At 63.3% G+C, this 18,247-nt stretch carries 20 protein-coding genes; 8 read left to right on the forward strand and 12 right to left on the reverse strand.

Features of this window, described 5'->3' with window-relative positions; all coding sequences use genetic code 11:
• Positions 1 to 100: 100 nt before the first annotated feature.
• Both CGX12_RS02495 and CGX12_RS02500 read left to right on the forward strand, forming a co-directional pair.
• Positions 101 to 1,567 (forward strand): aminoacyl-histidine dipeptidase, encoded by a 1,467-nt coding sequence (locus CGX12_RS02495; RefSeq protein ID WP_094038322.1) that lies wholly within the window; start codon positions 101 to 103, stop codon positions 1,565 to 1,567.
• A 95-nt stretch (positions 1,568 to 1,662) separates the two neighbouring features.
• Positions 1,663 to 1,983, forward strand: coding sequence for a hypothetical protein (locus tag CGX12_RS02500; protein WP_094038323.1), 321 nt, complete (start codon positions 1,663 to 1,665; stop codon positions 1,981 to 1,983).
• A gap of 71 nt (positions 1,984 to 2,054) precedes the next feature.
• Here the strand turns inward: CGX12_RS02500 and dinB are convergent, their stop codons facing one another.
• The 11 genes from dinB to CGX12_RS02555 form a co-directional block, all read right to left on the reverse strand.
• A complete protein-coding gene (gene dinB, locus CGX12_RS02505) occupies positions 2,055 to 3,095 on the reverse strand; it encodes a DNA polymerase IV (protein WP_094038324.1) in 1,041 nt (346 codons plus the stop codon).
• Positions 3,096 to 3,249: 154 nt separating this feature from the next.
• Positions 3,250 to 3,474, reverse strand: a complete 225-nt coding sequence (gene nqrM / locus CGX12_RS02510) for a (Na+)-NQR maturation NqrM (protein ID WP_094038325.1) — start codon at positions 3,472 to 3,474, stop codon at positions 3,250 to 3,252.
• Position 3,475: 1 nt separating this feature from the next.
• Complete coding sequence (locus tag CGX12_RS02515) at positions 3,476 to 4,510, reverse strand: FAD:protein FMN transferase (protein ID WP_094038326.1); 1,035 nt, start codon at positions 4,508 to 4,510, stop codon at positions 3,476 to 3,478.
• A gap of 20 nt (positions 4,511 to 4,530) precedes the next feature.
• Positions 4,531 to 5,754, reverse strand: a complete 1,224-nt coding sequence (gene nqrF / locus CGX12_RS02520) for an NADH:ubiquinone reductase (Na(+)-transporting) subunit F (protein WP_094038327.1) — start codon at positions 5,752 to 5,754, stop codon at positions 4,531 to 4,533.
• Between the two features lie 26 nt (positions 5,755 to 5,780).
• Positions 5,781 to 6,377, reverse strand: a complete 597-nt coding sequence (gene nqrE / locus CGX12_RS02525) for an NADH:ubiquinone reductase (Na(+)-transporting) subunit E (protein WP_094038328.1) — start codon at positions 6,375 to 6,377, stop codon at positions 5,781 to 5,783.
• A gap of 1 nt (position 6,378) precedes the next feature.
• The gene (locus CGX12_RS02530) at positions 6,379 to 7,011 is read right to left on the reverse strand and encodes an NADH:ubiquinone reductase (Na(+)-transporting) subunit D (protein WP_094038329.1); all 633 of its coding nucleotides are present in this window, start codon (positions 7,009 to 7,011) and stop codon (positions 6,379 to 6,381) included.
• A complete protein-coding gene (locus CGX12_RS02535) occupies positions 7,004 to 7,765 on the reverse strand; it encodes a Na(+)-translocating NADH-quinone reductase subunit C (RefSeq protein ID WP_176441983.1) in 762 nt (253 codons plus the stop codon). Before CGX12_RS02535 ends, CGX12_RS02530 begins: the two co-directional genes overlap by 8 nt.
• Positions 7,766 to 7,775: 10 nt before the next feature.
• A complete protein-coding gene (locus tag CGX12_RS02540; protein ID WP_094038331.1) occupies positions 7,776 to 9,014 on the reverse strand; it encodes an NADH:ubiquinone reductase (Na(+)-transporting) subunit B in 1,239 nt (412 codons plus the stop codon).
• 5 nt (positions 9,015 to 9,019) lie between these two features.
• The gene (locus tag CGX12_RS02545) at positions 9,020 to 10,363 is read right to left on the reverse strand and encodes a Na(+)-translocating NADH-quinone reductase subunit A (protein WP_094038332.1); all 1,344 of its coding nucleotides are present in this window, start codon (positions 10,361 to 10,363) and stop codon (positions 9,020 to 9,022) included.
• A gap of 375 nt (positions 10,364 to 10,738) precedes the next feature.
• Positions 10,739 to 11,056, reverse strand: a complete 318-nt coding sequence (locus tag CGX12_RS02550; RefSeq protein WP_094038333.1) for a BolA family protein — start codon at positions 11,054 to 11,056, stop codon at positions 10,739 to 10,741.
• Between the two features lie 79 nt (positions 11,057 to 11,135).
• A complete protein-coding gene (locus tag CGX12_RS02555) occupies positions 11,136 to 11,738 on the reverse strand; it encodes an alpha-ketoglutarate-dependent dioxygenase AlkB family protein (protein ID WP_094038334.1) in 603 nt (200 codons plus the stop codon).
• A 62-nt stretch (positions 11,739 to 11,800) separates the two neighbouring features.
• On the opposite strand from CGX12_RS02555, the gene CGX12_RS02560 reads away from it, so the two are divergent.
• The 5 genes from CGX12_RS02560 to CGX12_RS02580 all read left to right on the forward strand — a co-directional run bounded on the left by CGX12_RS02560 (position 11,801) and on the right by CGX12_RS02580 (position 16,559).
• A complete protein-coding gene (locus CGX12_RS02560) occupies positions 11,801 to 12,937 on the forward strand; it encodes a methyltransferase (protein ID WP_094038335.1) in 1,137 nt (378 codons plus the stop codon).
• Positions 12,938 to 12,949: 12 nt separating this feature from the next.
• Complete coding sequence (locus CGX12_RS02565; protein ID WP_094038336.1) at positions 12,950 to 13,528, forward strand: YajG family lipoprotein; 579 nt, start codon at positions 12,950 to 12,952, stop codon at positions 13,526 to 13,528.
• Between the two features lie 69 nt (positions 13,529 to 13,597).
• Complete coding sequence (locus tag CGX12_RS02570) at positions 13,598 to 14,176, forward strand: peptidylprolyl isomerase (RefSeq protein WP_094038337.1); 579 nt, start codon at positions 13,598 to 13,600, stop codon at positions 14,174 to 14,176.
• Positions 14,177 to 14,178: 2 nt separating this feature from the next.
• A complete protein-coding gene (locus CGX12_RS02575) occupies positions 14,179 to 15,528 on the forward strand; it encodes an AmpG family muropeptide MFS transporter (protein WP_094038338.1) in 1,350 nt (449 codons plus the stop codon).
• Positions 15,529 to 15,683: 155 nt separating this feature from the next.
• Positions 15,684 to 16,559 (forward strand): nucleoside-specific channel-forming Tsx family protein, encoded by an 876-nt coding sequence (locus CGX12_RS02580; protein WP_094038339.1) that lies wholly within the window; start codon positions 15,684 to 15,686, stop codon positions 16,557 to 16,559.
• Between the two features lie 32 nt (positions 16,560 to 16,591).
• Here the strand turns inward: CGX12_RS02580 and CGX12_RS02585 are convergent, their stop codons facing one another.
• Positions 16,592 to 17,074, reverse strand: a complete 483-nt coding sequence (locus CGX12_RS02585; RefSeq protein ID WP_094038340.1) for a YajQ family cyclic di-GMP-binding protein — start codon at positions 17,072 to 17,074, stop codon at positions 16,592 to 16,594.
• A gap of 127 nt (positions 17,075 to 17,201) precedes the next feature.
• Between CGX12_RS02585 and CGX12_RS02590 the strand changes: the two genes are divergently transcribed.
• Complete coding sequence (locus tag CGX12_RS02590; protein ID WP_094038341.1) at positions 17,202 to 18,092, forward strand: ketopantoate reductase family protein; 891 nt, start codon at positions 17,202 to 17,204, stop codon at positions 18,090 to 18,092.
• Positions 18,093 to 18,247 lie beyond the last annotated feature (155 nt).

The raw sequence follows: 18,247 nt of genomic DNA on the forward strand, positions 1-18,247 counted from the left end.
ACCAAAATAAACAGAGCAAGCAGTTGAATGATGGATCCTGACCGCGGTGGGGGAGTAAGCTATCGGCTTTCCCCTACCGACGTCTGATGCAAGGTACCCCATGAGCGAGATCCGCAGCCTTTCCCCTGCCCTGCTGTGGCAGTTTTTCGACACCCTCTGCAGCATTCCCCACCCTTCCGGCCATGAGGCGGCCCTGCGCCAGTGGATTGCCGACTGGGCGCGGGAGCGGGAGCTGGACGTGCGCCAGGACAGGGTCGGCAACCTCGTCATCCGCAAGGCCGCCACCGCCGGCATGGAACACCGTAAGGGCGTCATATTGCAGGCTCATATGGACATGGTTCCCCAGGCCAACGCCGACAGCCCCCATGACTTTACCCGGGATCCGATCCAGCCCTGGATCGACGGCGACTGGGTCCGCGCCCGCGGCACCACCCTGGGCGCCGACAACGGCATCGGCCTGGCCGCCTGCCTGGCGGTGCTGGCCGACGACAAGGTGCAGCATGGCCCGCTGGAGGTACTGCTGACCGTGGACGAGGAAAGCGGCATGACCGGCGCCTTCGGCCTGGAGCCCGGTCTGTTGCGCGGCGAGATCCTGCTCAACACCGACTCGGAGCAGGACGGCGACGTCTACATGGGCTGCGCCGGCGGGGTGGACGCCAACATCACCCTGCCCTATGAGGCCGAGCCCGTCCCCACCGGGCACCAGGCGGTGCGCCTGGCCATCACCGGCCTGCGCGGCGGCCACTCCGGCATCAATATCCACCAGGGCCGGGCCAGTGCCAACAAGCTGCTGGCGGAGCTGCTGCACCAACTCGGTCAGTCGGGCGACATCCGCCTGGCGGAACTGCACGGCGGCACCCTGCGCAATGCCATCGCCCGGGAAGCCTGGGCCCTGCTGACCCTGCCCGCCGCCGGGCTGGCGCGGGCGCAAGATCTGATTGAGTCATACCGTCGCCAGTACGCCGCCGAGTTCGCCGGCGTGGACGACTTTATCCGCCTGGAACTCGAGCCCGCCGGGCTGCCGCCGCGGGTGATGAGCCCGGACCTGCAGCGCCGGCTGGTGGCCGCCCTGCTCGCCTGCCCCCACGGGGTGATGGAAATGAGCCGGGCCCTGGCCGGGGTGGTGCAGAGTTCCACCAACCTGGGGGTGATCAAGACGGAAGCGGAGCAGGTCTACGTCCAGTGCCTGATCCGTTCCCTGAGCGATGCAGGCCGGGACCGGGTGGCGGAAATGACGGCGGCGGTGTTCCGCCTGGCCGGGGCCGACTGCCGCTTCGACGGCGCCTACCCGGGCTGGCAACCGGACCCCGACTCCCCCATCATGAGGCTGCTGCTCGACACCCACGAAGCCCTGTTCGGGGTGCAGCCGGCGGTCAAGGTGATCCACGCCGGCCTCGAATGCGGCCTGTTCAAGGCGGTCTATCCGGAGTGGGATATGGTGTCGTTCGGACCCACCATTCAGGGCGCCCATTCCCCGGACGAGCGGGTGCATATCGAAGCGGTGTCCCGCTTCTGGCAACTGCTGGTACGGGTGCTCAGGCAAATCCCCGAGAGCGACGGCCGCTGAGCGTCAGCATCGGACCCAGCCATGGCGTCCCCGGTAGGCAAGGAGGGCAAATTGGCTTATGCTCTTGGCCAATAGCCCGAATGGAGGAAGACGCCATGAAATTCGCCCCCCTGTGTGTGTTGCTGTCCCTGCTGGCGGCGCCGGCCATGGCCGACAACCTGCTGAACCGGATGGTGAACTTCGGTCGGGAAGTGCTGGATGAAACCCGCAAGCTGGCGCCCGGCGTGCAGAACGATCGCCGCCATGAACAACCGGCCCAGGTCAGCCAGGCCGCCCCGGACGACGGCCGGCACAGCCCGGCAATAGAGCTGGGTCCGGTGGCGCCTGCCGAGTCCGCCAGTCTGCCGCCGCCGGCCTCCCCTTCCGCCAACCAGGGCTGGCAGTTTGTGGAGGAAGACCATCTCAAGGGGCAGTGAGGCGTCGGGCGTGAGGCGTGAATGTGATAGCCGAATGATTGATGCAGGCTGCCCATTGAGCCCGGCAAGGGCTACCATTCAAACCCCAGCTGAATGCCCTGGCTGTCGTCGGCCAGCTCCACGCTGACTCCCACCAGCCGGACGCCCCGGCCTTCGGCGCGCTCCCAGGCCCGTTCGCAAAGCTTCAGTGCCGAGTCCAGCTCGGGCGCATGGGTGCGCCGCGAGAGCGTGGTCTGTTCGAAATCGCTGAACTTGAGCTTGATGCACAGGCCGCACACCGGCCTGCCGTCCAGCCGGCGGATCAGCTCCGGCCAGAGCCTGGCCAACACCAGCCGCCCCTGCTCCGGCTGGTGGAGATCCTCGGCCAGGGTGGTCTCCACCCCCACCGATTTGCGCACCCATTCCGTCTCCACCGGCCGTTCGTCGATGCCCCTGGCCCGTTGCCACAGCAGCCGGCCGAACTTGCCAAAGCGGTGCACCAGTTCGGCTTCGCCCACCGCCGCCAACTGGCCGCAGCTTTCCAGCCCCAGGGCCGACAGCTTCTCCGCCGTCTTGCGCCCGACCCCGGGGATCTTGGCCAGGGGCAGCCGGTGCACGAAGTCTTGGACCCGCTCCGGCGACAGCACGAAGAGCCCGTCCGGCTTGTTTTCTTCCGAGGCGATCTTGGCCAGGAACTTGTTGGGCGCCACCCCGGCGGAGGCGGTCAGTTGCAGCTCCTCCCGGATGGCCCGGCGGATATCCCGGGCGATCAGGGTGGCGCTGCCGCCGAACCAGGGGCTGTCGGTCACGTCGAGGTAGGCTTCGTCCAGGGACAGGGGTTCGACCAGGGGGGTATAGCGATGGAAGATCTCGCGGATCTGGCGCGATACCGCCTTGTACTCGGCCATGTTGCCGGGGATCAGCAGCAGTCCCGGGCAGAGCTTGAGCGCCTGGTGGCTGGCCATGGCCGAACGTACGCCGAAGGCCCGGGCCGGGTAGTTGCAGGTGGCGATCACCCCGCGCCGGCTGGCGCTGCCGCCGATGGCCAGGGGAATATCACGCCACTCGGGATGGGCGCGCATTTCCACCGCGGCGAAAAAGCAGTCCATATCGACGTGGATGATCTTGCGCATGACCAGACTGGATAAATAGACAGTACCCAGATACTAACGCGAAAAGCTGGAAGCTGGAAGCTGGAAGCTGGAAGCTGGAAGCTAGGCAAGAATGGCCGCCTGTGTCGTTCAAGGCAACCCGGATTGCTTCAGGCTTCCAGCTTCTGGCTTAACGCTAAATGATGCGGTTTTCTTCCAGCATCTTGCGACGGGCTTCTTCCTTGGCCATCTTCTTCTTGCGGTTGTCGCACGGGTCCGGGCAGTCGCAGGCCTTTTCCACGCCGATACTGCCGAGGCCGCCACAGGAGCCGGAAATGGTCTTGCGCTGGACGATATAGCCGATGGCCATGGCGGCGATCACCAGGGCGAAGACTCCGAGCGTAATAAAGAAATACAGCATATCAACCTCTCAGATATTTCTCGAAGGCGCTGGACATGTCCACCCTGAAGCCTTCGTCGGTCTTGGTCAGCAGGTAGATGGCCAGGCGGTGCTCCTCGGCGAAGGCCAGGGCCCGCTCCGTGCCCATCACCTGCAGCGCCGTGGCCAGGGCATCCGCGATCATACAGGAGGGGTGAATCACTGTCACGGAAGCCAGCCGGTTGTCGATGGGGTGGCCGGTGGCCGGATCTATGGTATGGGACAACTGTTTGCCGTCCAGCTCATAGTAATTGCGGTAGTCGCCCGAGGTGGCAATGCTGTTGTTGTCGAGCCCGACGACTTGCTGCACCGAGCCGGTTCCCGGCCCCGGTTTTTCCACCGCGATGCGCCATTGCTGGCCCCGGGCGTTCAGCCCGGATACCCGCACTTCGCCGCCGATCTCCACCAGGTGGTTGGTCAGCCCCTCTTCCGCCAGGTATTCGGAAACCACGTCCACGCCAAAGCCCTTGGCGATGGCGGACAGATCCACATACAGGCCGGGCACGCTTTTCTGCAGGTATTCCCCCTTGTCATCGACCAGCACCCGCAGGTGCTGCAGGCCGGTTCGGGTGCGCACCTCGGCCAGTTGCTGCTCGCTCGGGATCCGCGTCGGCCGGGCATCGGGTCCGAAGCCCCAGAGGTTGACCAGGGGCCCCACGGTCACGTCCAGAACACCACCGGTCAGCCGCCCCTGCTGCAGGGCCGCGGTCACCACCCGGGCAGTATCGGCCGACACCGGGAAGGGGCTGTCGTCCGCATGGCGGTTGAAGCGGCTCAGCTCCGAGTCTTCCCGGTAGGTGGACATCTGATCGTTGACCAGCTCCAGCCGCCGATCGATCTCCGCCTGCAGCTCATGGGCCCGGGTTTCATCGGTTCCCACCACCTTGACCGAGTAATAGGTACCCATGGTGCTGCCGGTCAGATGGACTTGGGGTTGTTCGGAGCCCGCCGGTTGGCAGGCCGCCAATAAAAAGGCCAGCCCCAGGGGGGCCAGCCAGTTGCTTACAGGAAGTTTCATCAGTGTTTGACCACTATCTTTTAACCACCAAAGTCATCCAGCAGGATGTTGTCGTCTTCCACACCCAGGTTCTTGAGCATGTTGATCACGGCCGCGTTCATCACGGGCGGACCACACATGTAGTACTCGCAATCCTCGGGGGCGTCGTGATCCCGCAGGTAGTTCTCGTACAGCACGTTGTGGATGAAGCCGGTATAACCGGTCCAGTTGTCACCGGGCTGGGGATCGCTTAGTGCCACATGCCACTTGAAGTTGTCGAACTGCTCCTGCAGGCCGTCGAAGTCTTCCACGTAGAACATCTCGCGCTTGGAACGGGCACCGTACCAGAAGCTGATCTTGCGCTTGGAGTGCAGGCGCTTGAGCTGATCGAAGATGTGTGAACGCATCGGCGCCATACCGGCACCACCACCGATAAACACCATCTCGGCATCGGTGTCCTTGGCGAAGAACTCGCCGAAGGGGCCGGAAATGGTGGCCTTGTCGCCGGGCTTCAGTGACCAGATATAGGAGGACATCTTGCCGGGAGGCGCGCTCCAGTTGCTGGGCGGCGGGGTCGCGATCCGCACGTTCAGCATGATGATGCCTTCTTCTTCCGGGTAGTTGGCCATGGAGTAGGCGCGGATGGTTTCCTCGTCTACCTTGGACTCCAGATCGAAGATCTTGAACTTGTCCCAGTCTTCCCGGTATTCCTCGGGCACGTCGAAGTCCTTGTACTTGACGTGGTGGGGCGGCGCCTCGATCTGGATGTAACCACCGGCACGGAAAGGCACGCTTTCGCCGTTGGGGATCTTGAGCTTGAGTTCCTTGATGAAGGTGGCCTTGTTATCGTTGGAGATAACTTCGCAGTCCCACTTCTTGATGCCGAACACTTCTTCCGGCAGCTCGATCTTCATGTCGCTCTTGACGTTCACCTGGCAGGACAGGCGCTCGCCGTGGCGCGCTTCGCGCTTGGAGATGTGATCCAGCTCGGTGGGCAGGATTTCACCGCCCCCCTCGATCACGCGCACCCGGCACTGGCCGCAGGAGCCACCGCCACCACAGGCAGAAGACACGAAGATACCGTTGGCGGCCAGGGCGCCCAGCAGCTTGACGCCGGCACCGGAGGTGATCGCCTTTTCGGGATCGTCGTTGATGCTGATAGTCACATCCCCTTCCGCGACCAGCTTGGACTTGGCAAACAGGATAATGCTTACCAGGACCAGCACGATCACGGTGAACATGACCACGCCTAGAATGATTTCCATCGATTATTCCTTTTCCGTCACTGGGTTTACAGAGAAATGCCAGAGAAAGACATGAAGCCGAGGGCCATCAGGCCGGCGGAAATAAAGGTGATCCCCAGGCCACGCAGGCCATCGGGCACATCCGCATACTTCATCTTCTCACGCAAACCGGCCAGGGCCACGATCGCCAGCATCCAGCCGATACCGGAACCGAAGCCGTAGACAATGGACTCGGCGAAGTTGTAGTCCCGCTGTACCATGAAGGACACGCCGCCGAAGATGGCGCAGTTCACGGTGATCAGTGGCAGGAAGATCCCCAGCGCGTTGTAGAGCGCGGGGAAAAACTTGTCCAGGGTCATCTCCAGGATCTGCACCAGCGCTGCGATTACCCCGATAAAGGTAATGAAGTTCAGGAAGCTCAGATCCACCCCGGGCGCCAGGGCGCCATCCTTGAGGATGAAGTTGTAGATGAGGTTGTTGACCGGCACCGAAATGGTCAGTACCACGGTCACCGCCACCCCCAGGCCGAAGGAGGTTTTCACCTTCTTGGACACCGCCAGGAAGGTACACATCCCCAGGAAGAAGGCCAGCGCCAGGTTCTCGATAAAGACGGCGCGGACAAACAGACTCAGAAAATGTTCCATGTTACTCCTTCGCCTCCACCTGCTCCGGACGGAAAGTACGCAGAATCCAGATAAAACCACCGATGATGAAGAAGGCGCTCGGCGGCAGCAGCAGCATGCCGTTGGCCTGGTACCAGCCACCGTTCTTGATCAGCGGCAGGATCTCGATGCCGAACCAGGTGCCGGCACCGAACAGCTCACGCACGGTCGCCACCACCAGCAGGATCAGGCCGTAGCCCAGGCCATTGCCGATGCCGTCCAGGAAGGACATCATGGGCGGGCTCTTCATGGCGTAGGCTTCGGCGCGCCCCATCACGATACAGTTGGTGATGATCAGACCCACGAATACCGACAGCTGCTTGGAGATGTCGTAGGCGTAGGCCTTGAGGATCTGGTCCACCACGATAACCAGGGAGGCGATGATCGCCATCTGGGCGATGATCCGTACCGAGTTCGGGATCTGGTTGCGGATCAGCGAGATAAACAGGTTCGAAAACGCCGTTACCGCGATTACCGCCAGCGACATCACGAATGCCGTCTGCATCTGGGTGGTCACCGCCAGGGCCGAGCAAATCCCCAGTACCTGCAGGGCGATGGGGTTGTTGCCGATGACGGGCCCGAACAGAACCTTTTTCATTTCAGCTTTATCAGCCATTGTTCAGCTCTCCTTCACGAATCTTGGCCAGGAAAGGACCGAAGCCCTTGGGACCCATCCAGAATTCAAAGGTGTGTTGCACGCCGTTGGAGGTCAGGGTGGCGCCGGACAGGCCGTCCACACCGTGCTCGGATCCTTCGGGCGCACCGCCCTTGACCACCCGCAGCGCCGGCTGGCCGTTGCCGTCGAACAGGTGCTTGCCGACGAACTGGGCGCGCCAGTTGGGGTTTTCAATTTCACCGCCGAGTCCGGGAGTTTCCCCCTGCTCGTAGTAGGTGATGCCCTTGATGGTGTTGCCGTCCGGGGCGACCGCGACGAAGGCGTACATGGTGGACCACAGGCCCTGGCCGTGTACCGGCAGGATAATGCTGTCCAGCTCGCCGTTCTCGTCCTTGGCCAGGTACACCGGCGCCAGGTTGGCGCGGCGGCGGATGCCGGCCGGGTCTTCATCGCTGCTCAGGCGGATGCTGGCATTCGGATCCTTGGCGGCATTGCGCTGGTTGTATCCCTCTACCGGCAGGTCGGAGAACTCGCCGGTATCCAGGTCCACCAGGCGGGCCTCGATAAAGCGGGCATAGCTCTCTTCCACCGCCCGGGCGGAGCTGGCATCGAAACCGGCCACGCTGACGATGTTGCTTTGCACATCCAGTACCTGGTTGCGCTGTTGGATCGGCTTCAGTCCCACGGCGGCGACGGACACCACTATGGAGCAGACCAGGCAGAGTCCGCCGATCACGGCAAAGGTTCTGCCCATTGTTTCTTTCTTAGCCACGAGCCAGCCTCCGTTTGATATTGGCCTGCACCACGAAGTGGTCGAACAAGGGAGCGAACAGGTTGGCGAACAGGATGGCCAGCATCATGCCTTCGGGGAAGGCCGGGTTGGCCACGCGGATCAGCACCACCATGACACCGATAAGGGCGCCGTACCACCATTTACCCTTGTTGGTAAAGGAGGCGGACACCGGATCGGTGGCCATGAACATCATGCCGAAGGCGAAGCCACCCAGAACCAGGTGCCAGTGCCAGGGCATGGAGAACATGGGGTTGGTGTCGGAGCCGACGACGTTGAACAGGGTCGCGGTCAGCACCATGCCGATCATCACGCCGGCGACGATGCGCCAGGAAGCGATGCCCAGGTAGATGATAAAGAAACCACCGATCAAAATGGCCAGGGTGGAGACCTCGCCGATGGAACCCTGCATGTTGCCGATAAAGGCGTCCATCCAGCTGATGGCGGCGCCGGTGTTCACGTCCAGCAGCGCGGCCTGGCCGCCTGCGGCCCACTGGCCCAGGGCGGTGGCGCCGGAGAAGCCGTCGACCGCGGTCCAGACCGCGTCGCCGGAGATCTCGGCCGGGTAGGCGAAGAACAGGAAGGCCCGTCCCGCCAGGGCGGGGTTGAGGAAGTTCTTGCCGGTACCGCCGAAGATTTCCTTGGCCATGACCACGCCGAAGGTGATACCCAGGGCGGCCTGCCACAGGGGCAGGGTGGCGGGCACGATCAGGGCGAACAGCACAGAGGTGACGAAGAAGCCTTCGTTCACTTCGTGCTTGCGCACGGTGGCGAACAGCACTTCCCAGAAACCACCCACCACGAACACGGTCAGGTAGATGGGCAGGAAGTAGGTGGCGCCCAGCAGCAGCTTGCTGCCCCAGCCGGCGCCTTCACCCAGGGTTGCCCCCAGGCCCTGGGCCAGGCCATAGCGCCAGTTGCCGTCGATCACCGCGGCCAGATCGGCCGGGCTGTACATGCTGGTCAGGGCCGCGATGGCCTGGCCGCCGGCGTTGTACATGCCGAAGAACATGGCCGGGAAGGTCGCCATCCACACCATGATCATGATGCGCTTCAGATCGATGCTGTCGCGCACATGGGAGGCGTTGCGGGTCACCATGCCCGGGGTGTAGAGCACGGTCGCCACCGCTTCGTACAGGGCGTAAAACTTCTCGTACTTACCACCCGGCTCGAAATGGTGTTCGATCTTTTCCAGAGTGTGCTTCAAACTCATTTCACTTAGCCCTCTAGCTCAATCTTGGTCAGACACTGACGCAGTACCTGGCCGTAATCGTACTTGCCCGGGCACACATAGGTGCACAGCGCCAGATCTTCTTCGTCCAGCTCCAGGCAGCCCATGGTCTGGGCGCTGTCGGTATCGCCGGACAGCAGATCACGCAGCAGCAGGGTGGGCAGGAGATCCAGCGGCATGACGCGCTCGTAGTTGCCGATCGGCACCATGGCACGGCTGGAGCCGTTGGTGGTGGTGGTCAGATCGAACAGCTTGCCCTTGGCCAGGTGGCTCAGGTAGGCGCGGGTCACGGAGAACTTGTTGGCGCCCGGCGCCAGCCAGCCCATGAACTCCTTGTCGCGGCCTTCCTTCAGCACCGACACCTGCAGGTGATAGCGGCCCAGGTAGGCATGGGGACCGTTGGCGGTGGTGCCGGACAGCACCGAGCCGGAAATGACACGATTTTCCCCGTTCTGCAGTTCGCCGGCGGTCAGCTCGTCGAGGGAGGCGCCGATACGGGTGCGCAGCAGGCGCGGCTTCTGCACCACGGGACCACCCAGGGCCACCACCCGGTCGGTGAACAGCTCACCGCTGGTGAACAGCTTGCCGAAGGCGATGACGTCCTGGTAGTTGATGTACCAGACCACCTTGCCCGGAACGACAGGATCGATAAAGTGAATGTGGGTGCCCGGCAGACCGGCGGGATGCACGCCCACGAAGACGTGTTCCTTGATGTTGTCGGCCTGGGCCTGGGGCAGGCTGCCTTCTCCCTTGCACACGTGCACCTGGCCATCGGTCAGGCGGCTCAGCACCTGCAGACCATCGGTAAACGCCTGGGCGTTTTCCTTGATGATCAGTTCGGCGTTGGCACAGAGGGGGTTGGAGTCCATGGCGGTCACAAAGATGGAACGCGGAGCGGAGTCGACGGCAGGCACCTTGCTGAAGGGACGGGTGCGCAGGGCGGTCCACATGCCGGACTCAACCAGCTGCTCTTTGACGGTGTCACGTTCCAGTTTGGACAGTTCGGCGGAAGAATATTTTGAAAAAGTAATCTGCTCTTCGCTGTCATCGACGGCAATCACGACCGATTGCAGTACACGTTTGGCGCCACGGTTGATTTCAACCACTGTTCCGGCGGCGGGAGCTGTGAACTTAACGCCAGGATTCTTCTTGTCCTCGAAGATCACCTGACCTTTTTTGACGCGGTCCTCTACCTTGACATACATGGTAGGGCGCATGCCCACATACTCTTCGCCCAGCGTAGCAACGCGCTTGATGGCAGGACCATCGTAGATTACTTGCTCTGGGGCCCCGGAGATCGGGAGGTCCAGTCCTTTTTTAATTGTAATCATACTCACTTGCACTACTTGTTAGGGGAAGACAGGTACTTGCCATGTCAGACATGACAACATGCTGATGAGTCGCTACCGGCCTGCCTCTATCGTCTTGGCAACAGCGTGACTACAGTCCGGTAACATCCAGCCCGATATAAAAGGCGCATAATTCTAGCACTTTTAACGCGACGGCTGCCATGGCAATTACCAAAAATTACCGCCTGTTTCGCCAAAAACGACGGGGCCACGCACCGGGCAAGCAAGAATAACGCCATGATATTCGGCCAGTTATTATGCCTTGGTCGAAGATGACTCAGCTCCACTTGGAGCCCACCCCATCATGATGTCGGAGCCGGCGGGCAACAACACCGTCAAGCCCGGGCAACATGGTCTTCAGGCCGACACGCCGCCCTGGCCACGGCAGGCGGGGCTGTCCGGTACTCCGCCCCGGGCCTGCCACTCGGCCGGGGTCAGGGTGTGCAGCGCCAGGGCATGGACGCCGCCCGCCAGCTCCTCGGCCAGCAGGCTGTTCAACAGCCGGTGCCGGGCCAGCAGGCGCTGGCCCTCGAAGCGGTCGCTCACCACCACCAGCTTGAAATGGGTTTCCGAGCCGGGGGCCACCCGGTGCATATAGCTTTCATTGATCACTTCCAGATGCTGGGGGGCGAGGGCCTTTTGCACCTTGCGTTCTATGGCGGCTTGTATGGACATAATCGACTCCTGGTATTGTGAGGGGTAAGGGGTATGCGTGAGGAAGGCGGGGTGTGGAGTGACCCTCACGCCTACCCCCTCACTCTTCACGGCCCTGGGGCGGCAGATAACGGAAGGTCAGGTTGATCCGTACCTCGGTCACGCCGGCCATCCTGGGCAGGGCATGCTGCCAATGATGCTGCATTTCGCCCGCCATCACCAGCAGGCTGCCATGGTCGAGCATCAGCTCGCGCCGCTCGCCGCCGCCATGGCGCAGCAGGAAGCGGCGGCCGGCGCCCAGGCTGACCGAGGCGATCAGCGGATCGGGGCCGAGTTCGGGTTCGTCGTCCGCGTGCCAGCCCATGCTGTCCCGGCCGTCCCGATACAGGTTGAGCAGCACCCCGTTGAAGGGCCGCTCGCACAGGGCTTCCAGCCGCCGCCTCATCTCGGCCACCAGCGGATGCCAGGGTTCGGGCGCACGGGTACGGCCCGAGTAACGATAGGCCGCCTCCCCCATCCAGCAGGACAGGCGGGGTTCGTCCAGCTCGCGCCCGAACAGCCGGAGCCGGTGCTGCCGCCAGGGGATCTCCCGCCCGAGTTGCGCCAGCCAGGCGTCCGCCTCGGCGGCGAAGGCCCCGGGCCACCACAACAGGCGTCCGCCGCTCAGTTCTATCCACTCGGGTGCCCCACCCCACAAGCCCATGCTGCTTTTCCCTCCCGAGCTGTTAAAATGCCCCTTTTTTGCTATTCGGGCCATCCATCGTTATGAATCATCACTTTCCCCTGCCCCAGGGCGGCGAGCTGATACTGCACCGCTACCCCCGCCACGCCCAGCACGGCCTGCAGGCCTGGGACGCAGCCGATGAATATATCATGAACGAGCTGGCCTCACAGGAATGGGACCGGCAAGCCCCGCTGCTGATCGTCAACGACGGCTGCGGCGCCCTCACCCTTGCCCTGCACCACCTCAAGCCCTGGGCCATGACCGACTCCCGGGTAGCCGAGCTGGCCCTCAACGCCAACGCCATGGACAACGGCCTGGCGCCCGACTGGCAGTCGCTCGACAGCCTGGCGCCCTGGCCCGAGCAACCCGGGCTGGTGCTGCTCAAACTGCCCAAGACCAAGGCCCTGCTGGAGTACCAGCTGGCCGCCCTGAGCCGGGTGGCGGGCCCGCAAACCCGTGTCATTGCCGGCGCCAAGGCCAGGGATATCCACAGCTCCACCCTGGCGCTGTTCGAACAGTACCTGGGGCCCACCCGCACCAGCTTGGCCTGGAAGAAGGCCCGCCTTATCTTCTGCACCCCGGACCCGGCCAGGGCCCCCTCCCCCCTGCCGCCCCCCCTGGCCTGGCCGCTGGACGGCACCGGCTTTACCATTTATAACCACGCCAACGTGTTTTCCCGCGCCGGCCTGGATATCGGCGCCCGCTTTATGCTCGAGCACCTGCCGAGCGATCATCAGGGCCGGATCATCGATCTGGGCTGCGGCAACGGCGTACTGGGGCTGATGACCCTGGCCCGCAATCCCCAGGCACGGGTCTGCTTCGTGGATGAGTCCCATATGGCCATCGCCAGCGCCCGGCTGAACCTGGAGCACAACCTGCCCGGGGCGATGGAGCGCGCCCGCTTTATGGTCAACAACTGTCTCGAGGGCCTGACGGCCGACAGCGCCGATCTGGTGCTGTGCAACCCGCCCTTCCACCAGCAGCAGGCGATCACCGATCATATCGCCTGGCAGATGTTCGTGGACGCCAAACGGGTGCTGCGCCGGGGCGGCGAGCTGCTGCTGGTGGCCAACCGCCACCTCGATTACCATCAGAAGCTGAAGCGGCTGTTCGGTAATCAGCGGGTAGTGGCATCCAATCGCAAATTCGTTATCCTGAGAGCCATTAAAACCCCTTAAGGAAGCCTGTAGATGAAATCCATGAAATGGTTAACCGCCATCATTCTGACCCTGGGTTTGAGCGCCTGTGCCAGCTATTATCCCATCGCCGTCGACGTCAGCCCTTCTGCCCAGGTCGGCGGCGGCGTCTATCGCGGCCAGTCGGTCGCCCTGAGCAGCAGTGACGCGCGCGCCAACGACTTTATCATCCAGATAGAGCAGCAGAGCAAATCCCCGGTGGTGGTCGGCGCCAGCAACAACCTGCGCATCCAGCTGGAGCAGGCCCTGGCACAGGGCCTGAGCACCCAGGGCGCCTTTATCGAACAGGGTGCCGGCACCCGCGTCAACCTGCAGTTGCAGGAGGTACTGGCCCGGGTGATCCGCGGCCATATCAGCTACGACGTGGTCCAGCAACTGCGCCTGCAGCTGACCCTGGAGCGCAACGGCCGCACCATGACCAAGCAGTACCGCCGCAGCGCCCAGGAGGAATTCCCCGGTCGCCTGCACCCCGAGCTGGACAAGGTGAAGGAAGCCCTGAACAAGCAGCTGTCGTTGCTGGTGCAGGACATGCTGGCCGATCGCGACGTACAGAATTTTATCAGCGGCAACTGAGTCATCGCTGTCCCCGCAGCGGCATCATGGCCCGGGCTTCGCCGCCCGGGCCTGGGGCAAGGAGAACATATGAAAGCTATCCTTTGGTTACTGGGCACCCTGCTGGCCCTGCCGGTGCTGGCCGGCCCCCGGGTCGAGCTGGTCACCAACATGGGCCGGCTGGAAGTCGAGCTGGACGAAGTGGCGGCTCCCAGGACGGTCGCCAACTTCCTGCGCTACGTCGACGACGGCAGCTACAACAACAGCCTGTTCCACCGTCTGATCCCCGGCTTCGTGGTGCAGGGCGGCGGCTACGGTACCGATTTCAGCCCCCTGCCCACCTATGAGCCGGTGGCCAACGAGTCGGCCAACGGTCTGTCCAACCTGAGCGGTACCATCGCCATGGCCCGTACCCAGGCGCCCGACAGCGCCACCCGCCAGTTTTACATCAACCTGAAGGACAACACCGCCCTGGATGCGGGGAGCCAACCCGGCTATACGGTGTTCGGCAAGGTGATCAGGGGCGAGGAAGTACTGGGCAAGATGGCGGCCGTGCCCACCGGCATGAACCTGCAGCTGCGCGCCCGGGACGTGCCCCAGCAGCCCATTATCCTGCTGGAAGTGCGCCGGCTCGCCGACGATGCGGGAGAACCCCCATCAGAGCCCTGACCATGACCCGGTTGCAGCAGAGCCTGTCGATCTACCTGGAGCGACGGGTCCTTATTCTGTTCGCCCTCGGCTTTTCCTCCGGCCTGCCGCTGCTGCTGGTGTTCGGCACCCTGTCATTCTGGTTGCGGGAGGCCGGCGTCAGCCGCACCAGCATCGGCTTTTTCAGTTGGGTGGCGCTGGCCTATGGTGTCAAGTGGCTGTGGTCGCCCCTGGTCGACCGGCTGCCGCTGCCCTGGCTGTCGCGCAGGATGGGCCGGCGGCGCAGCTGGATGCTGTTTTCCCAGCTCACCATCATGGCGGCACTGGCCGGCATGGCGTTTTCCGATCCCACCACCCAGTTGGTCAGCCTGGCGCTGTTCGCCCTGGCGGTGGCTTTCGCCTCCGCCACCCAGGACATCGTCATCGACGCCTACCGCATCGAGGCCGCACCGGAACGGCTGCAGGGGGCGCTGGCCGCCGCCTACATGACCGGCTACCGGCTGGCGATGATACTGGCGGGGGGCGGGGCGCTGGCCATCGCCGCCTGGGCCGGGTCGGATCTGGGTTACGATCCCGTCGGCTGGAAGGTGGCCTATCTGTGCATGATGGGCTTTATGCTGGTGGGGGTGATCACCTGCCTGCTGCTGCACGAGCCCGAGGTGGATCTGGCCGCCCAGCAACAGGCCCAGGCCGAGCACAAGCAGGCTCTGATGGAACGGGGCTGGCCCCGCCCCCTGGCGGCCCTGCTGGCCTTTTTGCAAAGCGCCGTGGTGGCGCCGTTCGCCGAGTTCTTCCAGCGCTTCGGCTGGCAGGCGCTGCTGATCCTGGCGCTGATCGCCTGCTACCGCATCTCGGACGTGGTGATGGGCGTCATGGCCAATCCCTTCTACGTGGACATGGGCTTCAGCAAGTCGGAAATCGCCACCGTCACCAAGGTGTACGGCGTCATCATGACCCTGGTGGGGGCGGCCCTGGGCGGCCTGCTGGTGATGCGCTTCGGCACCCTGCGCATCCTGATGCTGGGCGCCATGCTGGCCGCCAGCACCAACCTGTTGTTCGCGCTGATGAGCCAGCTGGGCGCCGACCTGCTGCTGCTGACCCTGATCATCTCCCTCGACAACCTGAGCGCCGGCATCGCCACCGCCGCCTTTATCACCTACCTGTCCAGCCTGACCAACGTGGCCTTCTCCGCCACCCAGTACGCCCTGTTCAGCTCGGTGATGATGCTGCTGCCCAAGTTTATCGCCGGCTTCTCCGGCATAGTGGTGGACTCTTATGGCTATGCCACTTTCTTTATCGGCACCGCCGCCATCGGCGCTCCGGTGCTGCTGCTGATCCACCTGGTGACCCGGCTGCATCCCCCCGCCAGATAGGCGAATGCCACCGCGGTCACAAAACTGAAACGGCGCAATCGTTTGCGGTCTTGCGCCGTTTTTTCACCCGCCTAGACTCCCCTCCACCCCAGGGATTCCTGCCTCGACGGTTAAGGAAAACCTTGTCATTTCAAATGAAAAGAAGAGACAGACAGATGGCTAAGATGCTTACCAACCTGGTCGCCGCCGGCGTGCTGGCCACCCTCGCCACCCCCGCGGCCCTTGCCGCCGACTACGGCGACGACATCCACAAGAACGACTACAAGTGGCTGCAGTTCAACCTGATGCGCAGCGAAGGCAACAAGATCCCCTTCGGCGCCCAGGACACCACCTACCTGGAAATGGAATTCGGCGGCCGCTCCGGCCTGTTCGATCTCTACGGCTACCTGGACGTGTTCGACATCTTCGACAGCAAGGGCGACGACCGCTACGGCGGCGACAACTTCTTCTTCAAGTTCGCGCCCCGCCTGTCCCTGGACGCCCTGACCAAAACCGATCTCTCCTTCGGCCCGGTGCAGGAACTCTATATCGCCACCGTCACCAACGTGGCCGATAATGCCCAATTCACCTTGCCCGATGGCACCGAAGTGCGCAGCGGCCTGTTCGAGCATTACGTGGGCCTGGGCTCCGATATCCAGGTGCCCTGGTTCGGCAAGATGGGGCTGAACCTCTACGGCCGCTACGTGCGCGAAAACTACGGCGCCCCGGACGAGGGCAAGTGGGACGGCTACATGCTGTCCACCAACTGGTTCAAGCCCTTCTACCACTTCGACAACGGCAGCTTCGTGGCCTACCAGGGCTACCTGGACTACAAGTTCGGCGCCGACACCATCGGTGCCGAACCGGGCCGCACGTCCAACGCCCTGGAGTGGTTCAACGGCCTCTACTGGCACTCCGACCGCTACGCCGTGGGCTACGGCCTCAAGGCCTACAACAATATGGCCTTCTTCAAGGACGGCAGCGACGGCACCGGCTTCACCCAGGACACCTCCGGCCTGGGCCACTACTTCTCCGTCACCTACAAGTTCTGACAAGACAAAGGGGCCATTCGGCCCCTTTCCATTCAATCCCGGAAGTTGTTGAACTGCACCGGCTGCTCCAGCTCGCTCTGGCGCAGCAACGCCATCACTTCCTGCAGGTCGTCGCGTTTCTTGCCGCTGACCCGCACCTGATCGCCCTGGATCGAGGCCTGCACCTTGATCTTGCTGTCCTTGATAAGCTTGACCAGCTTCTTGGCAAAGGTGCTGTCGATACCCTGCTTGAAGCCGACTTCCTGGTAGTAGCGCTTGCCCGAGTGCACCACCTCTCCTTCGTCCATCACATTGGTGTCCACGTTGCGCTTGATCAGCTTGCCACGCAGTATGTCCAGCATCTGCTGCAGCTGGAACTCGGCATCGGCCCCCAGCTTGACCTTGTCGTCCTTGAGTTCGAAGCTGGCCTCCACCCCGCGGAAATCGAAACGGGTATCCAGCTCCCGGTTGGCGTTGTCCACCGCGTTACGGACCTCGTTCATCTCCACTTCAGAGACAATATCAAAAGACGGCATCTTGACTCCTGTATCTGGATGGTGGCCCATGGTCGCCACAAAAAATACACTGGCACCGATGCGGCTTCACCGTTAACGTATAGATTCACTCGAAAAAATAATGATACCAAATAACAGGGGAACTGCGATGACGGAGTGGACCATTCTGGGGGCCGGCGCCTTGGGTTGCGTCATGGCCGGGCTGTTGCGCGGCCGGGGCGAGCCGGTGTCGCTGCTGCTGTCCGAACGCCATCGGGGCCACCTGCATCCCAGCCTGGATCTCATCACCCTGGCCGGGCGCCACCAGCTGGTCCACACCCATCCCCTCTTCGCCGAGCAGGCGGGGCTGATCCGCCGCCTGCTGGTGCTGACCAAGGCCTACCAGGTGGTGCCGGCGCTGCAGGCGCTGCGGGGGCTGCCGAACGAGACCCCCATCATACTGTTGCACAATGGTCTGGGCGTGGCCGAACAGGTCCTGGCGCTGTATCCCCAAAACCCGCTCATCGTCGGCGTCAGCAGCCACGGCGCCATGAAGGAAGGCCCCTGGCTGGTGCGCCATACCGGCCGGGGCGAAACCTGGCTGGGGCCGGCCAACCCGGCGGCCAACGCCCACGCCGGCCTGGCCGATGCCCTGGCCGGCGCCTTGGGGCAGGTCCGCTGGAGCCCGGACATCGCCCGCCTGCAGCACCGCAAGCTGGCCATCAATGCGGTGATCAACCCGCTTACCGCCTGTCACCGGATCCGCAACGGCCAGTTGCTGGAGCCTCGCTTCAATGCCGTGCTGGCGCAGTTGTCCGAGGAAGTGCACCAGGTGATGGCGGCCCTCGGCGAGCAGGAGCCGCTGGAGGATTTCCGCCGCCGCCTGCACAAGGTGATAGAGCTGACCGCCACCAATTATTCCTCCATGCACCAGGATCTGGCCCATGGCCGGCCGACCGAAATCAATTACATCACCGGTTACGTGCTCAAGCACGCGGGACATTTACCGGTACCGGTATGCCGTCAGCTGTATAACGAAGTGAAAAAACTGGGCGGGTAAAGGGGCGTGAGGGGTGAGGGGGAGCGAGTCTCCTCATTCCCCCTCGCGCCTCACCGTGTTAAATAACTGATCCTAATAGTGCTACATCGACCGGGTCCCGCACGCAGACACGCCGTAAACCCGTCCCTGGGGGCTCCGCCGCGCCATCCCTGGCG

Origin of the sequence: Zobellella denitrificans (assembly GCF_002237365.1) — a bacterium.
GTDB classification, from domain to species: domain Bacteria; phylum Pseudomonadota; class Gammaproteobacteria; order Enterobacterales; family Aeromonadaceae; genus Oceanimonas; species Oceanimonas denitrificans.